Annotated in this window: 19 protein-coding genes and 1 pseudogene; 1 reads left to right on the plus strand and 19 read right to left on the minus strand. The window is 37.4% G+C overall.

Translation table 11 applies throughout. From position 1 onward, the window contains the following. Nucleotides 1–80: 80 nt before the first annotated feature. The 18 genes from CJD36_RS19115 to CJD36_RS23065 form a co-directional block, all read right to left on the minus strand. Nucleotides 81–653, minus strand: a complete 573-nt coding sequence (locus CJD36_RS19115) for a helix-turn-helix domain-containing protein (protein WP_105040809.1) — start codon at nucleotides 651–653, stop codon at nucleotides 81–83. A gap of 48 nt (nucleotides 654–701) precedes the next feature. Beyond that, nucleotides 702–3,293: a multicopper oxidase domain-containing protein gene (locus CJD36_RS19120; protein ID WP_105040810.1), complete on the minus strand. Its 2,592-nt coding sequence runs from the start codon at nucleotides 3,291–3,293 to the stop codon at nucleotides 702–704. After that, on the minus strand, nucleotides 3,283–3,723 hold the full coding sequence (locus CJD36_RS19125; protein ID WP_205685650.1) for a heme-binding domain-containing protein: 441 nt from the start codon (nucleotides 3,721–3,723) through the stop codon (nucleotides 3,283–3,285). Before CJD36_RS19125 ends, CJD36_RS19120 begins: the two co-directional genes overlap by 11 nt. Nucleotides 3,724–3,760: 37 nt before the next feature. Further along, nucleotides 3,761–4,339, minus strand: a complete 579-nt coding sequence (locus tag CJD36_RS19130) for a DUF3347 domain-containing protein (protein WP_105040812.1) — start codon at nucleotides 4,337–4,339, stop codon at nucleotides 3,761–3,763. 29 nt (nucleotides 4,340–4,368) lie between these two features. Beyond that, nucleotides 4,369–5,193, minus strand: a complete 825-nt coding sequence (locus tag CJD36_RS19135; protein WP_240609387.1) for a hypothetical protein — start codon at nucleotides 5,191–5,193, stop codon at nucleotides 4,369–4,371. A 4-nt stretch (nucleotides 5,194–5,197) separates the two neighbouring features. Beyond that, the gene (locus CJD36_RS19140) at nucleotides 5,198–5,701 is read right to left on the minus strand and encodes a heavy-metal-associated domain-containing protein (RefSeq protein ID WP_105040813.1); all 504 of its coding nucleotides are present in this window, start codon (nucleotides 5,699–5,701) and stop codon (nucleotides 5,198–5,200) included. Nucleotides 5,702–5,728: 27 nt separating this feature from the next. After that, a complete protein-coding gene (locus CJD36_RS19145) occupies nucleotides 5,729–6,343 on the minus strand; it encodes a DUF3347 domain-containing protein (protein ID WP_105040814.1) in 615 nt (204 codons plus the stop codon). Between the two features lie 137 nt (nucleotides 6,344–6,480). Further along, the gene (locus tag CJD36_RS24090; protein ID WP_449401677.1) at nucleotides 6,481–6,888 is read right to left on the minus strand and encodes an HYC_CC_PP family protein; all 408 of its coding nucleotides are present in this window, start codon (nucleotides 6,886–6,888) and stop codon (nucleotides 6,481–6,483) included. 301 nt (nucleotides 6,889–7,189) lie between these two features. Continuing rightward, nucleotides 7,190–7,630, minus strand: a complete 441-nt coding sequence (locus tag CJD36_RS24035) for a DUF4396 domain-containing protein (protein ID WP_105040816.1) — start codon at nucleotides 7,628–7,630, stop codon at nucleotides 7,190–7,192. Nucleotides 7,631–7,754: 124 nt separating this feature from the next. Continuing rightward, nucleotides 7,755–8,075 (minus strand): four-helix bundle copper-binding protein, encoded by a 321-nt coding sequence (locus CJD36_RS24040; protein ID WP_105040817.1) that lies wholly within the window; start codon nucleotides 8,073–8,075, stop codon nucleotides 7,755–7,757. Between the two features lie 94 nt (nucleotides 8,076–8,169). Beyond that, a complete protein-coding gene (locus CJD36_RS19165; RefSeq protein ID WP_105040818.1) occupies nucleotides 8,170–8,388 on the minus strand; it encodes a heavy-metal-associated domain-containing protein in 219 nt (72 codons plus the stop codon). A gap of 59 nt (nucleotides 8,389–8,447) precedes the next feature. Continuing rightward, nucleotides 8,448–10,865: a heavy metal translocating P-type ATPase gene (locus CJD36_RS19170; protein WP_105040819.1), complete on the minus strand. Its 2,418-nt coding sequence runs from the start codon at nucleotides 10,863–10,865 to the stop codon at nucleotides 8,448–8,450. Between the two features lie 87 nt (nucleotides 10,866–10,952). After that, nucleotides 10,953–11,528 (minus strand): helix-turn-helix domain-containing protein, encoded by a 576-nt coding sequence (locus tag CJD36_RS19175; protein WP_105040820.1) that lies wholly within the window; start codon nucleotides 11,526–11,528, stop codon nucleotides 10,953–10,955. A 28-nt stretch (nucleotides 11,529–11,556) separates the two neighbouring features. Continuing rightward, nucleotides 11,557–13,281: a multicopper oxidase domain-containing protein gene (locus CJD36_RS19180; RefSeq protein ID WP_105040821.1), complete on the minus strand. Its 1,725-nt coding sequence runs from the start codon at nucleotides 13,279–13,281 to the stop codon at nucleotides 11,557–11,559. A gap of 6 nt (nucleotides 13,282–13,287) precedes the next feature. After that, nucleotides 13,288–13,908 carry a hypothetical protein gene (locus CJD36_RS19185; RefSeq protein WP_133162715.1) on the minus strand — a complete coding sequence of 207 codons (621 nt, stop codon included), beginning with the start codon at nucleotides 13,906–13,908 and terminating at the stop codon, nucleotides 13,288–13,290. Nucleotides 13,909–13,960: 52 nt separating this feature from the next. Next, nucleotides 13,961–14,749, minus strand: coding sequence for a T9SS type A sorting domain-containing protein (locus CJD36_RS19190; RefSeq protein WP_105040823.1), 789 nt, complete (start codon nucleotides 14,747–14,749; stop codon nucleotides 13,961–13,963). A 53-nt stretch (nucleotides 14,750–14,802) separates the two neighbouring features. Continuing rightward, nucleotides 14,803–15,696, minus strand: a complete 894-nt coding sequence (locus tag CJD36_RS19195; protein WP_105040824.1) for a T9SS type A sorting domain-containing protein — start codon at nucleotides 15,694–15,696, stop codon at nucleotides 14,803–14,805. Between the two features lie 135 nt (nucleotides 15,697–15,831). After that, nucleotides 15,832–16,227 carry an HYC_CC_PP family protein gene (locus tag CJD36_RS23065; protein ID WP_133162716.1) on the minus strand — a complete coding sequence of 132 codons (396 nt, stop codon included), beginning with the start codon at nucleotides 16,225–16,227 and terminating at the stop codon, nucleotides 15,832–15,834. A gap of 221 nt (nucleotides 16,228–16,448) precedes the next feature. Between CJD36_RS23065 and CJD36_RS19205 the strand changes: the two are divergent. After that, nucleotides 16,449–16,745, plus strand: a pseudogene (locus tag CJD36_RS19205) (SOS response-associated peptidase family protein); the annotation flags it as partial. 287 nt (nucleotides 16,746–17,032) lie between these two features. On the opposite strand, the gene CJD36_RS19210 reads toward CJD36_RS19205, so the two are convergent. Continuing rightward, a complete protein-coding gene (locus CJD36_RS19210) occupies nucleotides 17,033–17,293 on the minus strand; it encodes a hypothetical protein (RefSeq protein WP_133162717.1) in 261 nt (86 codons plus the stop codon). Between the last annotated feature and the right edge of the window lie 14 nt (nucleotides 17,294–17,307).

Consider the following 17,307-nt stretch of genomic DNA (forward strand, 5'->3'; position numbering starts at 1 on the left):
TTGTAAAATTAATTACTGAACATCGGTTTGATTTATCTAATTTGAACTATTTCTTACAACTGTTATCGAAATAACATCGGCTATATCTTATCAATAGGGTTCCGATTCTTTATCTCACTCGCTTTATAGTCTAGCATACTTATTCCTTCATATTTTTTAAACTGAGCAGATAAATGCTGCGGGGTTTTGTAACCAGTCAAAAATGCGATCTCTGAAAAATTGAATTTACTCTCGCTAATCAATGCTTTTACCTTTTCAATGCGTTGCAATATCGTGTACTTCTGTATAGTGATTTGAGTAGTATTAACAAAGACTTTATTAAGTACACGGAACGGCTTTAGCGTTACTTTTTCCAAGTATGCACGAATATTTTTATTATCATTTTCGGTTTCAGAAGCATGATGTATCAATCCCATTATGCTGATTTTAATTTCCCCGGTTAATCGCTCATCCTCAGATTTTATTATCTCGAAACCACGTTTGACTATTGCACTACTTATTAATTCGTCAGATACTTTTTCTGATTGAACAAATACAGCAATGCCTAACTGAACGTTTTTAACATCCAACCCTAAATTGCTTAATGTACCTTCCACAGCTTCTATACATCGCTGGCAGCACATTTGCTTTATGTGTATTGTTCTTAACTCCATATTACTTGTAATTCCTGTTCTGCTAAAAAATGCCCTTTACCCTGCTGGTTAGTATGTAATAGTTAAGCCCCCGCCTATTCCCATGTCACTGTCATAATGGGTAGAAACCGAAAAATACTTAGTTACGACATACTTGAAACCTGCCATGTACTCCCTGTCTGTATTAGCCATAAACTTGAAACGTAGTCTTTTACTAATTGGAATATCCTCCCTGCTCAATTGAAACCTCGCTTTTCCATCAGCATCTATCCTCGCATCTGCAATTATCAGCATTGGCAAAGTATATTGGATGCCTGCGACAGCCGTGCTTCGATTGTTCTTATTGCTTTGCTGACCGAAGAGATTATATGCTTCACCATGACGGATAGCGTCCTTCATTTTATAATGGTAATCAAACCCGGCATATACAAACCACCATTGCATCCTCCCCAGGTATCTTCCAATATTTGTTTCGCTTTCATAGCCATGATGCGGTTGAGATCCTAGATGCCACATCGTTTCTAATTTCCAACGGGTATTGGCAAGCATAGCTACTCCATCACTACCATTACTTTCCAATCCAATTTCAGCCATCAAATGGAACATTCGATCATCCCTAAATAGCTTTCTTTGAGCGTATCTTTTATTAGGTAACTCAGGATTTAGCGGGCTATTCTCATAGCTGAATACTCTGCCCATTCCACTCATCATATGGTATAGGATATGGCAGTGAAAGAACCAGTTACCACTTTCAGTAGCAGCAAACTCGAGAGTATCCGTTTCCATGGGCATAATGTCTATCACGTTTTTCAATGGAGCATAATCACCCGTCCCATTCAGTACACGAAAGAAATGACCGTGCAGGTGCATTGGATGGCGCATCATTGTGTTATTAAACATCACTATTCGGATATTTTCCCCTTTTTTGATGTATATGTTTTTCGCTTCAGAAACAGTCTTGTTATCAATTGTCCACACATATCTATTCATGTTTCCAGTGAGGTTAAAATAGAATGTTCGTTCAGGCCAATTAGGTAAAGTGGTTTTTTTAGGTGCTTTCAGCATTGAGTAATTAAGCGTAACAATATCAGAACCAGCATTGTCCATATCCATGCCCTGCATATCATGACTACTCATTTTCTTTTGATCGTCCATATTGCTTTTACCCATGCTGGCAGATGAATCACCTGAATTTGAATTACCCTCTTTTCCGGTAATTTCCTGATACATTACTGTGTTCATGTCCATTGTCTGATTAGTCATAGCCATGCCTTCCATGCCTGACATATCGCCATTCATCTTCATCATGCCATTCATCATCTTCATCCCTTCAAAATATTTCAGCTTTGGTAATCTTTCAGCAGGCATAAGCATTCCATCCCCAAGCCATATTGAAGAATGTTTGGTTCGATCTTCAGGTGTTACTAAAAACTCGTAATTCATGTCTTCGGGGATAGTAATAATCACATCGTAGGTTTCCGCAACTGCAATAATCAGCCTATCCACTTCTACTGGCACAACATCTTCACCATCGTTTGCAACTACTGTAATTTTGCCCCCGGCATATTTCAACCAGAAATAAGTAGATGAACTGCCATTTACTATACGCAACTTTACCTTGTCTCCTTTTTTATATTGAGGCATATGAAGTGATGTGTCACCATTTATGAGAAATCTATCATAGGCTACATCACTCACATCCATAGCTAACATACGCTTCCATTCATTCTCTACTTTTGTTTTAAAATGTCCTTTCCTTATCGCTTCTGTATAGCTTTGAACCGTATTCTTTCTGATACTGAACCAATCTGTCTGATTATGCAGGCTACGATCAATTTCGTGTGGTTTCATATCAGCCCAATCACTTAACACTATAGCCTGTTGCTTGATATCCGGCTCTTCTTTTTTATAAAATACAAGTGCGCCATACATACCACTTTGCTCCTGCACTTTGGTATGCGAGTGATACCAATAAGTGCCATTCTGCACTATCGGAAAACGGAAAGTTCTGCTTCGCCCCGGTTTAATAGGCGCAGTAGTTAAATATGATACCCCATCCTCTGTATTGGGAAGAATAACGCCGTGCCAGTGGATAGAAGTTTCGTGCTTTAATGTATTGTGTACACTGATTTCTGCCGTATCGCCCTGAGTAAAATATAGAGTTGGTGCTGGGATTGTTCCGTTTATAGCTATTGCTTTTCTGTGTCGTCCAGTATAATTCACTACTGTATCGGTAACATATAAATCATAATGCACTTTCTTCGGTTTACCTGCTTTAATAGTTTTCAATTTTGTCTCGGCAGTCACAGCCTTTTCTTCTTTATTGGTAACATCACGCATAGGCATCCCATACATGCTGCTATGATCATCGGGTTTCCTTTGCTCCATTTTCTTTTCTTCACTTGTCTTTTCAATGGGCCTATTTTTAACCGGAGTCTGCTTAGGAGCATCTTTGCGTTTAATTACTTTCTTTACTAACTGCATACCACACTTAGGACACTTCCCTGGCGTAGCACTCCTTATTTCAGGATGCATTACGCATGTAAAAATCACCTCATTGGTTTCCTTTGGAGGTATTTTCATGTCTTTCATATCCGTTTGGGCATACCCTATTGTTATTGTTGTAAGCAGAAGAATTATCGTTAAAAATTTAGTTTTCATGGCTATTAGTAGTTTTTAATATTGCGGCTATTCGCCCAACTGTTATCAGGTCTTTATCCGCTACAGATAATTTAGCTTTCTTGTGAAAAGCTGTATAGGTTGCTATGGGCATTAACTCATTCTTTACTTGTTCAATAATAGATTGAAGTTTATGCGCTTGTTTTCTCTTGGAATATGAACCAAACTCGCTAAAATTGAGGTTATTTTTTCCTTTAGTAATGTGATAACTCCTAAAGCTTGCACCCGGCTGCACCCACGAATACCAAGTATATTCAGTTTTGTTGCTGTGACAGTCGTAGCATGATACTTTAAGTATATCATGAACATTCTTAGGAACAATAACGACCTCGCTGATGTCGGTTGATAATGCCCCTTCACTACTGTTATGGGTAGGCTGTATTACCTGAATACACAGGAAAATCAATATCATTCCTATCCAGATTTTTGTAGTGAAACTCATTTACGATCTACTTTAATTCCTCTTTAATTTCACCGCACTTTGACATTTCGCTTCCGAAATATGGATTCTTTATCTCTTTTACCTCGCTTATCCATATAGCTCCCTTCTTATCAAAGGCCATTGGGCAATAGTCTTTGAATAATGGTTTATCAGTACCAAATGTTTTAATGAGGTCATATAAATCTGTACTCAGCATACCAAAATGCTCCCGCTGATGTTCAATCTTGCCAGAATTAGCACCAATATGTTCGGCATTCTCTTTAAGATCATCAGATATTGCCATATACGTCTTTCGTTGTGCCGCATCCATTACTACGGTATCTATATTGTACATCGCCGTTAATATTTCCTTTCCAGCAGTTGCGGCATCTTTACTGTTGTCAGTTGCCAATGCATTTTTCAAATGCAGGTAACCATCGGTAATGCCTTTTATGGATGCTTTGGCTGTCGTTGCCGTATGGTTAGAAGGAGGAGGAGCAGTCGTGTCTACTCGCTGCTTATCTCCGGCATTTTCTTCAGTATTGCCTGTATTGCAGCTTGTATTCGCTATGATAATTATTGAAAAGACTGTGATTATTTTTTTCATTTTCGTTTAGATTAGATTTTAAAGTGGAGTTACTTAATAGCATTAAACAACAAATGTTCTACTCGTAATAAAAAACCGTCCGGCGCAGTACGTAACATATTGCTGTATAACTCTTTCTTGTAACCGATATCAACGCGTGTCTGGCTATTGAAAATCAATTGCAGAGATGCGGTTACATCCATAAATGATTTGCCTTTTTCCGGTAGACTTTGCCCGAGTAGTTCGGCCATTATATTTAAGTTTGTCTGCTTATAGCTGGTATAATTTTTAGGTAGGACTAAGCGACCAGTAGAAAGTGTATAATTTATCGCCCTGCTATCCTGATAACGAGGGAACTCATTGCCGCCTGCATTGCCATACGCCTTTTCATAACTTACTGTTGCCGATATTGCTTGTTTATGGAGCAATTGTGTAGCAATTATGCCCGTCTCATATCCAGAGTTATGCCCGTTAGTTTCAATCTCCTCTTCATGTATTACACTGTTATTAATGGAGAAGCGGGCAAATGCTGCCATGCGAAAATGCTGATAGACCTTGTCATTGCTGAAAAAGCGATACTTAGCATATCCTGCAACTCCTTCAGGTGATATTTTTTTGCTTCGGTTACTTAAAAATCCTTCTACATGGAGCATGAGGTTCTTATTTACTCCCCACATGATCTCGGGTAAGAAATGATAGTTTACATCTCTGTTTACCTTTTCTTCCATCAACCAGTTACTTAATCTTATGCCAACTGATTTTGCAGGCATATTGCTTGCAGGCTCAGTATAAATAAATAGTTCCTGAGCGTTCACATTCTTAGCGGCTAGAAGGGCAATGAAAATACCCAAAAGTGTTTTCATACTGTTTTTCATCTTCTTATATTTTAGAAAGGGTAACATTGTATATTCGCTTTCCACCAGATTCTGCAACTACAGATTTTTCGTACCTCCTATATTCTTTAACAGGCAGATAATTTTTATCTACTACTTCAAAAGTTTTCACTCCCTGTAGTGTTTGTTTAGAGACATTTATAAATCGGTAGTAATTTCCCTGAAGATTTACTTGTGCATTTTGTCCTACCTCTACCTTATCAAAGTTTGCTGTTACTTTTAGCGAAGCGACAGAGAATCCGGCATCCTCTACAGCCTTTTTTATTACATCGAGAGATACTTCCGCTTCATCTCTAAACGTGATTAAATAGCTTGATTTTTTTATGTCCACTTTTATATCTCGAATGACGGAGATTTTTTGAAGCGACTTATAAATGGCCTTGCTACACATACTGCATGTCAGGCCACTTGCAGTAAGTTCTGCAGATTTAATTTGTGCGAACGATGGTATAGATAGCATCAATGCCAATACCAATAAAATATTCTTCATGGTAAGTTTTTAATAGTTAGGGATAAATTATTTCTTAATAACATTAGTAACCTCACCACACTCCAGCATTTCATCGCCAAAATATGGGTTTCTTATATTCACCTCATCACTTAACCAAAATGCCCCTTTGCCATCAAAAGCCATTGGGCAATGCTCCTGATAAATGGTTTTATCAGCACCGTAATTTTTCATGAGTTCAAATATGTGCTGAGATAATACAGAGAAATAATCACGCTGCACCTTTATATCCTGCGTACCTGCGATATTTGCTGACGTTTCCAGTATGGCAGCAGAATGCATTTGGTAGGCTTTTATTTGATCTAAAGGTATACCTGTAACATCAAACTCTTTTGTTAGATTATTAGTGGCTGTGGCACTTGATGCAGCTTCTTTACTTTTGCCCGATATAAGTGCTGTTTTTATCTGTAGATAAGCATTGTAAATACTTTGTACCTGGGCTGATAATTTCGGGTCAACACTTGCTACTAACGGCTGAATAATAGTAGCATCCGCAAGGGCTTCCTGCATAGCAGTATCACTTGGTTTTGGGGTGGCGGCTTTATCTTGTTTAGGTACATCACCCGAACATGCTGCAAAGAATATTGAGGTTATAATTGCTAATGTGACAATTTGCTTGTTCATTTTTTATCTGATTTTTAATATTGTTAGTAATTACCCGGCCATTGTTGAAATCAAAATGTCGTGAAATAGAAAGCAATAACAAAATAGCATACAGCCACTAGGCCAAATGCACTCGTTATTGCAATAACAATATGGTATCAGACACGGAAATTACCTGTCAATATGTAGATGGGACAATCAGAAACGATTAAAGGGGGAGCGTGAGCTTGCGAAACTCTATGTGGGTTATAATTGCTAATTCTTATGCTTGAATGGAGTAAAGTCTGTCTTATGGGAAGTATATACTCGCTAAATTGCAATTTTGCACCTACATTCTTAAAAATGACCTGATCGGTAGTACTCTTAATTATTTTATGTTCATCTTTGCAACATCCATTTTTAGATGACTTCTTATCCATTCCACAATGAGAACAATGATGATCTTCGTCTTGCTCTATAAAACTCACCCCAACTAATTCACCCATGCAATAATGCGTATGCACAGTAACTCCTATGCTAAGACATAGGTAAGAGACTGCTAGTATTATTGATAAAAGGCGTTTCATTATTAATAAAATATGAATTTCAGAGTGTTGATAAGTAAATTCAATTTATACTGTGTATCGCATTTACTCTTCCTCATGTTACATGGAGAAAAAGTGCTATTTACATTAGGATTGGTATCGTATTCTAAAAAGCATATTCGCAAAAATATAGTTTAACTACGCTTTTTTCTTATAGAATTACAATAGAAGTTTATAAAATTTTAAGATTAACGTGTCAATAGGCTAAACCGGCACTTTTTATTTAGTTAAAAAACACAACCTTCAATTTACGCTTAAAAGAACTGGGCCGCTAACAATGTGATCAATGACAAACTTGATCATTCTTTTGTAAAATATAATAATTATAAGGTAAGGAAAGTAGAAATCCAATTACCATTGCAATTGCCATGATTTGCAGATTATGGTTTGAATGCATGTGCATTTGATCCGTTGAAGATATTGGAGCGATCAACCGCATTGCAGCATTTTCAGATAATATCATTATGGACAATGAGATAATACTCATTTTGTAACTCATTCGAAAAGACGCAATAAAATTCATTTTGTTGAACAGCATATCCCATCCAATCATAAATAAAAGGCAAGTAATCAAACCGCAGATGAACGAAAGTAATAAAACAACTAGCCATGGGTAATTGACAAGGTAAAACATCACTCCCATCACTCCTATTGAACATCCTATAAGACAAATAAATGTGGATATTAAACACCTTTTCCAAATTCCAATCTCAGTCCAAATCATCCGTTGATTTATTAAATTTGTTTTATTTTAAATGAAATCTAATTAAAACAACATAGCTATATAAGCAATACAATTTAATATAATGGCAAAAGGAAAATAATTTCCTTTTGCCGTTAAAGTTATTTTATGCTTTTGCTAACTCAGCGCATAATTCAGCGCATTTTTTACAGGCATCGGCACACTCCTTACAACTTTCGTGATGTGCTGCATGTTTTGCACACTCTTCAGCGCACGCTTTGCATATTTTCGCACATAAAGCATGTAAATCGCTTCCGTATTTAGAACCTCTCGCATCAAATCTTGCACACAGTGCGCAGATGTCGGAGCAATCACGGCAAATGACAATACAGTCCTGATTATTTACTTTAATGCAGTCAGTAATGCATTTTTCACAAGCGATGAGGCAAGCGAGGCAAGCAGCGATACAATTCTTGAAATCAGTCATGGTAATAATTTATTAGTGAAAGAATTTTCACTAAACAAAGGTTGATTCTTTCACGGTCTAATTTGTTACAGTATTAAAAATATTATTTGCAAAATTACACTTCAATAAGTGCTGCTATTTTAAACCCAGCAAATTGTACCGCCTGCTTTACTTTTTCGACAGATATCGTGTCTGTAATCACCGTCAGTATTTTGTCAGGATTGCTCGTATCTACGTTCCAGCTATTAATCTCCTGTATCTTCTCAAGATGCGGTGTTACAGCCTTGATACAGCCACCGCAATTAATGTTAGTTTTAAATTTTAGAGTTTTCATTTCAGTAAATTTGTTTGTTATAGAAAAAATTGGTTTTACATTAATTATAAAATTTAAGATTACAGCTTCGCATATTTCAAACGGAGGCTATTGCCTACTACCGAAATAGAACTTAAAGCCATTGCTGCCCCTGCAATCATTGGACTAAGTAAAAAACCATTAATAGGGTACAACAAGCCAGCCGCAATCGGAATACCTATAAGATTATAGATAAATGCCCAAAACAGATTCTGCCTGATCACCTGCACTGTTTTGCGGGAAAGGGAAATTGCATTAGGAATACTCATCAGGTCCGATGAAATGAGTGTCATTTTGGCGACATCCATCGCTATATCTGTCCCTTTCCCCATAGCTATGCTTATATCCGCTTGGGCTAATGCCTGGCTATCGTTAATTCCATCGCCGACCATAGCAACTATATGTCCTTGCTTTTGCAACAGTTTTATAAAATCAGCTTTATCAGTCGGCAATGTTTCGGCCTTAAATTCTGTAATACCTACTTTTTGTGCTACTGACTTTGCCGTTTGTGGGTTATCACCAGTTAGCATATACGGAGTTATTCCCAGTTCTTTTAATCGTTTAATTGCTTGAGCCGAATTACTTTTAATTTTATCTGCAATAGCTATAATGGCAACAGCTTTTTCCTTATCGCTAAACCAAATTACAGTGTATGATTCCTCAAGCCATTTGTTTGCTTGTTGTTTTAAATTGTCAGGAGTAACGATATTTTGCGACACTATATACTTTTCGCTCCCAACATAGTAAAGACCATTATTGTATGAACCCGAAACACCTTTCCCTGTTTCGCTTTCAAATCCTTCTATGACGACTTTTTGTGTTTTTGAAACCCAATAACGGGTTACAGCATCAGCAAGCGGGTGTTCCGATAGGGATTCCAAACTATAGAGTATGGGAGAGAGTTGGTTTTGATCTTCTGATTTTGCCCATACAATGTCAACTACATCAGGGTTGCCTTCAGTTATAGTACCCGTTTTGTCAAGGATAATACTATCAATTTTATACGCTCTTTCAAGACTTTCAGCATCCTTAATTAATATTCCATTTTCCGCACCTCTACCTACACCCACCATTATGGCCGTGGGCGTAGCCAAACCAAGCGCACAAGGACATGCAATTACCAAGACAGTTACCATCGCAAGCAATCCTTGTGTAAACCCGTTCCCACTACCCAAAATCACCCACATGATCAAACTAAGGATTGCAACACCGATAACAATCGGAACAAATATTCCTGCAATTTTATCAACAAGTTTTTGTACCGGGGCTTTGCTACCTTGCGCATTTTGTACAGCCTGTATTATATGCGCTAATACTGTATCACTTCCTACCTTTTCAGCTATAAACTCAAAGCTGCTTTTCTGATTTATAGTGCCGGAAAACACCTTAATACCTTTTTGCTTTAGGACAGCAACAGGCTCCCCTGTTATCATACTTTCGTCAACATATGAACTACCTTCATTAACAATACCATCTACAGCAATTTTTTCTCCGGGCTTTACTAATAAAGTATCACCAACCTTTACGTTTGCGATAGAGATTTCCATTTGATGACCACCCTGATGAACTATTGTAACGGTTTTTGGTTGTAGCCCTATCAGTTTTTTAATAGCTGATGATGTGTTGCTTTTAGCACGTTCTTCAAGCATTTTGCCTAATAATATAAACGCAACAACTACAGCCGCTGCCTCAAAATAAACATGCGCATGTAAACCTCTGTTATGCCAGAATTGAGGATATAAGGTATTAAAAACACTGAACAGGTAAGCAATACCTGTACTCATTGCCACTAATGTGTCCATATTAGCTGACCTATGTTTGGCCTGCTTCCATGCATTAATAAAAAACTGCTTACCAAATATAGCCACTACTGGTGTAGCTAATAACCACATGGCGTAATTTGCATACGGCATATTCATAAAGAACATTCCGATAATCACAAGTGGTAAAGAAAATCCAATAGACAGAAACGTTCTGTTACGTAAACTATTTGCGTGTTGTTCCTGTAGTTTTTGCAGACTTTCGGCAGCTTCTTCACTTTCGTCAATAATTAGATCGTAGCCAACGGACTGGATAGCTTTTTTAAAATCTTCAATGTTAGCGATGCCTGGTACATACTCGACATTAGCAGTGCTGTTGGCGAAATTTACAACTGCGTTAATCACTCCGCTCTGCGCTTTTAACATGCTTTCTACGCTAATTGCACATGAAGCGCAACTCATCCCTGTGACAGTAAATGCTTTCTTCACGGTATCTACACCATATCCTAAATCACGGATTGCGGTAACGGCATTAGGGAGAACTTCCAATGGGTTGTCCGTTTCTATTACAGCCCGTTTATTATTTAATTCTACTTTATGGGATTTGATTCCGTGTATTTGCCCAAGTCCCTTATCAACTATAAGTGCGCAGTGTTCGCTTTCGACATCAATTAACGGTAGCGAAAATGTATCATTCATACAAGATTATTTACAATGCAAAGCTACTTGCATTGTAAATCTTGACTATTACAGAATTTGAAAAGAGATTTATAAGATTACCGGATATTAGATAATTTTCGCAACTCTATCTAATGATTTCCTGTCATTACTATGGGTTGCTTTGTACTCTGAAGGAGTAATGCCCATCACTTTTTTGAACTGGCTACTCAAAGCAGCAACACTGCTATAACCCATCTGCAAAGCAATTTCACTAAAATTAAGCTCTCCATAACCAATCAATTCCTTTATTTTCTCCGTTTTTTGCTGAATAATAAATTGCTCAATAGTTACGCCTTCCTCATCAGAAAATGTTTTACTTAAATATGGGTACTCGTAGTTTAAGTGTTGTGACAAGTATTCGCTATGCTTTATCTTGGTATCGTTATTTTCACGATGTACCATCTCAATAACAGCGACTTTAACCTGCTCAATAATCATGCTTTTACGATCATCAATAAGTTCAAACCCGAGATTTTCAAAGCATATTCTTGCATCATTTAATTGATTAGCAGATAAAACGGGTTCCGACAATTCCACTTCGCCTAAATTTACAGAAATGGGGTGAAGTCCAAATTTTTCAAGTTCTGCCCTCACAATCATTTTACACCTGTCACAAACCATGTTCTTTATATACAGCTTCATAAAAATATTTATACTCGACTACTAAGGGTTATTCAACGACTAATTTTCGTGTGGTAATTCCGTCTTTATTTACGATAGATACCGCATACACCCCTCTTGACCATTTAGAAATATCAATTAGGCACGTTAATCCGCTTATTGATGTTTTATATACTTGCCTTCCAATCATATCAGTGACCGATAAGGATAGTATTTGACTTGAGTTCTTTGATTCGATAATTAAGTTATTTGTGGCCGGATTTGGATAAATTTGAAAGGCAGCATGATCTAAATTCTCTAAGTCGGAAACACCTAATGCACTTGAATCTATTACTATAAAGCTCCCCATCATACCGTCATCTTCATGGTGAAGAAGATGGCAATGATACATATAAGGCACTGTAGGATTAGTAAATGTTTCAAACTTGGTTAAGAATTTAACGCTATCCATCGGCATAACAAGCACCACATCTTTCCAACCTCTTTGACTGGCAGGTAGTGCAATTCCATGTTCTTCAATTACATTAAACTGTACATCATGAATATGAAAAGGGTGCGCTATTAACGTGTTATTTTTTAAAGTCCAAATTTCTGTTGTATTTAAATAGGCAATCTGGTTTATACTATCCATGTCAAAACTCCTGCTATTCAAACCAAAAGGCCCGTCTGCTCTATTAGGAATATCTGAAGGCAAAAGCCTGATCGTATCTAAAACGATAGTTCTATTTTTAGTAGCATTAACAGGGTTCAAGGGCGCAAGGGCAACTAAAGATGGAACAATACTTGTTACCGGACTTGAAGTAGGGGAAGTTATATTGAGTTGTAATAACGTAAAATCAGCCCCGTTTAAAAAATTATCTTCATAATCGTGTACTGTATCGATGCCACTTCCTACAGTATCTGCGCCATATATTCCTGTAGGTAATTCTGATGCGTAACTTTTCAAGTAAATAGTTTGCCCTGTCATCCCTGAGAAATCTATTAATACCTCAGCTCTCTCGCCGGGTGAAAGTATCAACCTCGTCATTGTTTTTGGAGTATCTAACAATCCGCCGTCAGTACCAATTTGGTAAATGTTCTGCCCATTTGATAAACCAAAGTTGTAGCTACGCAAACTACTACCATTTAATAATCTAAAGCGCACAACTTGTGCCGGAGCATTAAAATAGGGATTCAATGTGCCGTTTACAAAAATAGCGGTATCCATATTTGTGGCAATAGCTATTTGCTGTAAAATATCAAATGCTTTGCTTTGAACTACTATAGGAACATCATCTATGCCATAAGTATGTGGGATATTCAATGCAAGCTCAGCAGCATCATGTACAATAAAAAAGCCAGCCAATCCTTTTGAAACTTGAGGATCAGTTTGCCCTGCACCGTGGGGATGGTACCAAAAAGTGCTTGCATTATTTAATATCCTAAATGATGGACTCCAAGTAGCCCCAGGATTAATGGGCTGATGTGGGCCACCATCATTTTGTGGAGCCACATGCAATCCATGCCAATGCATAGTAGTCTTGATAGACAGGTTATTGGTTACATTTAATGTAACGCTATCTCCCTTGTTTACTATAATAGTAGGAGACATCCACGATCCGTTAATGCCGTAAGTAGGTGTGGTAGTGCTTGAATAAAAGCTCTGCGAGCCGCTTTGAACATTCAAATTAAATGTAGTCCCGGTAAGTGCTGGCGGGATATTTAATAAATTTTGCGCATTGATGGTTGAATATAGCAACAATGAAAGAGCAGATATTTTAATTGCGTTTGTCATCAGAACTCAATAATTGAATATTTTGGTAATAAAATTTCGTTTTCCAGTAAGTTGAAGTATAAGGACCTCTGTAGGGTACTCTTGAGTTGATATGCTTGTTTGCCCTGCTTGAATATCTTTATGACACAGCACTTTGCCATTCAAATCATGGAGGATGACTTGTGAATACTCATCGTTTAGCGTTTTAATGGCTATGCGCTTATTATAAATAATGATTTCGGGTTGTAATGTACTTACTTCAATTACCGCATTTGGTGCTATTGCTGTAATGATCCATGTAAGTGTGTCTACTTGAGAGGGTGTATTTGTGGCGAATATGGAGTAGCGGATAATGCCGGTGCCAGATTGAAGGTGAGGATTGACATGTAAACTCATTAATCCGTTATCTCCTGTTACAATTGTCGCCATAGTACCGCTATCTTTTAGTGTAGTATAGCAGTTGCCATTATCACATATACTTGCTTCCCATGTCGCTGGAATAGCTACACTATATTTTTTCCATCTAAAGGAAATCGTATCTGCCGTTGGGTGTACCTGAGTAATATTAAAAACGCTTACATCCTCATATATGGCAGTGCCAATGATTGTGTCATTGGGCGAGTGGTAATAGCTTTGAGCGAAAGACACACTGACAGTCGTGATAAATACGACTATCAGTGTGATACTTCTTTTTAATTGATTAATGTATAACATTCAGCTTTTGATTTACAATATTGCCATTTAGGTTGATTCTAATCAGATAAAGACCGCTAGCTAATGTGGCAGTATTGAACTGCTTAGTGTTAATACCAGTAGATGCATTCTCCTTGCTGATTACTGCCACTTGCCTTCCAACCATGTCTGCGACATCTACAATTAAACTTCCAGCTGTTTTTATATCTACAGATATTGTTACATTATTGTTTGCAGGATTAGGGAATACATCAATGCTATTTATATTGTCTGTAATCTCATTAATCCCTGTTGGAGTACCCATTAATGCAAGAATACTATCCCTCATAGTAGTTGTGTCACTAGTGCTAAAGCTAAGTGTTGAAAACATAACCCTATGATTACTGCCGCCAACTAAAACTACCGTAGGCATACCGAAGCCACCGTAGCTTGCAACTGCCGTTGCCCCGCTATCCATTGGTGCGTATAATGGCAATGAATTGGAGGTCACCCAAGTTTGTGAATAAGAACAAGCTGTAGTGTTATTGAAAGGAAAAGCATAGGCTTTTACCATACCGGGGTGCGTGGCGTTGATATTATTAGCCATTGCCTGAATTTTTTGAGCTGGCGGGGGGCAACTTCCACAGCTTGGCATGTAATAAAATAACACAACTGCTTTTCCTGCATCAAGGTCAGAAAAAAGATGTACAGGATTGCCATTGCAATCGTTTGTATTAAAATCCAGAGCAGTCTGCGCTTTGGAAGTTGTTGCAGTGAATAAACAAGCTGCAATTGCTACTTGAAAAATCTTTTTCATTTTTTAAATTTTGATTGTTATATACTATATTCAATTACGAACTAATGCTAAACTTATTCAACAACTAACTTTTGAGTGTCTGTGCCAACTTCACTATCAATTCTTATTATATACACGCCCTTCGATAAACTATTTAGGTCAACTTGAATTTGATTTTTGCCGCTTATTACTGATGGTTGCATAGTTTGTATTAGTTTTCCGCTTATGTCGTTAACAGATACTTTTATGTTTTGGCTGCTCTTACTCGTGTAATTGATGATAGCAACATTCTTAGCTGGATTGGGGAAGATTGAAAAAGAACTACCGCCATTAACTATAGAACTAAAGCCAGTAGGTACCGTTCCGCTAAAAGCTAAATTATCTACATATAAGTAACTACTATTAACGGGTGTAGTGCCGCTTGCGGAGAGAACAATTATTGCGCTGTCAGGAACCGCACCCGTAAGGTAAGTAAGCGGAATTGTAAAGGTAGCCCAGCTCATAGCCATTCCGGGCAATGCGTAATCGGTATAAGATATTGTATCACGCATATTCATAGCAGTATTCCATTTAGATAACAGAACAGCTACATGCCCCTGGTCGCTACCATATGCCATATACTGCCAACTACCAGTGAGGCTTACAGGGCGAACTATGCTTGCAAAACCTGACTTTGGCTTAATTGTAGCCATGTCAATAATACCGCTCACCGCTACACCCGGCATTACACCCATACCTGTAACTGTTTTTGATACTAATTTGATATAACTGCTTCCTACAGTTCCGGGAGTTCCTTTCATACATGTATAAGTGGACATGGAAGAAGTCATTGAATTCAGTTGATCCCATCCTGTAGGAACGTCATAACCACCAGTAGTCGTCCAAGTTTCAAAACCTGCATTGGGAATTTGTGCAGCTAATATGCCACTGAAAAGGATTGCAGTCAATAAAGTTGATATTTTTTTCATCTTTCTGTTATTTGATTATGATTGAAATAATTTGATAAATGCTAACCACGAGGTGTTTAGCTGACGCTGGTGAAAAAGGGATAAAACAGCGAAATTCAGGCATGAAAATGCCTGATTACTTATTTACAGTAAATATCAAATTAAAAACTGCCGAATTTGCAGATAGATGGGAACCGTTCGGACAAACGGTGGAGGGTTTGCTATTGGTACCGCAAAGGAGCAAATTCCGTGAGGTATGCAATTACAAGTGACAAAATAATAGAATGTAGGTAAAGCATAGAGAGCAAAATGCTTTTCGATAGATATTTTAGCTGAAAAGGACTGTTCCTTTTCTACCTTAACCTTTTCATGTTTTGTATGGCAGCAACCTTTCTTTTTCTGGGTGCCACCGCAGCAGCATTTACTTTTTTTCTTTTGTCCATTAAAGGCAGAATATTGGAATATTTTGCCACAAAAATGATATGATATGCTTGCGCCACTAATGTTAGCAGCAAAAAGCATTATAAGCATTATGGCAATAAACTTCTTCAAGGCAGAAAAACTTTGTATTCAAAACTACCAGTTAATAATAAGAAAACCAAATGTATCTACCGTTGTGCCGGTAAGTATAAAGTGATAATGGCATCTAATTGGATGTAATTCTCTAGCTTGTGTGCCTCAATAGTATTTTAAGTCTTTGCACAATCGTGAAAATTTCAATCTCATATCAAAAATTTGGTTCTATATTACCTTGTTGAGCCTACAATGAGTGGACAGATAGGGAAACTGGTGAAGTGTTGAATACTGTAAGTATTATAACCTCTCCTGCAAATCTACTAATGTCCAAAATTCATAATAGTAAGCTAAGGATGCCATTCATAGTGGCCCAAGGCGAGTGGGATCAGTGGTTTGATAAAGCAACGGATGTAGAAGCAGTAAAGGCAATGATGCGACCTTACCAAGACGGCATATTACAGTCACACGGTATTAGCAAGCTTATTACCTCCAGGAGTGAAAATAGCAATCTACCTAATGTGCAGAATCCATTCAGTAATGATTTATTTGGATAGTCAAAATGGTACCACATAAAATGTTTATAGGGTAAATGAGCTATAGTATGGTTGTCAGTCGTCAAACAAATTTTGTGTAATTCTCAAATAAATGGCTTATTACCACATTGTAAACCTGCCTTGATTACGTGCGCTTCTACATAAAAGGTTTTTTCTTTGAAGCAGAGTACCACATTTTTAGTTTAATGATAAAAAGTAAAGCCCCCACGTGTTAGCGTGAGGACTTAGTTACATGCGAACAATTTATAGTGTTTTAATCAAAATCACTTTGGCCGGGTAGTAGCGACCTAATATAATTCATGTATAATCTCCCCATGTACCTGATCGACAATATCTTCTATTTGATTAGATGTGATATTCATTACTGACTGCATCTTTTCTATAAATGGTGAACTTTTGCAAAACTTGGCTACTTCTCCAATTATACATGTTATCTTTAGATGATTTTGTAGTGGATTATCAGTCTTTTCGTAATTCAATACCTCGCTTAATTTTTCTAAAGTAAAATTGCGAATTAACTCCTTTAATTCTAATATTTCATTTTCCATTACAAACATTGAGT

Source organism: Flavipsychrobacter stenotrophus (assembly GCF_002954265.1).
Classification (GTDB): Bacteria; Bacteroidota; Bacteroidia; order Chitinophagales; family Chitinophagaceae; genus Flavipsychrobacter; species Flavipsychrobacter stenotrophus.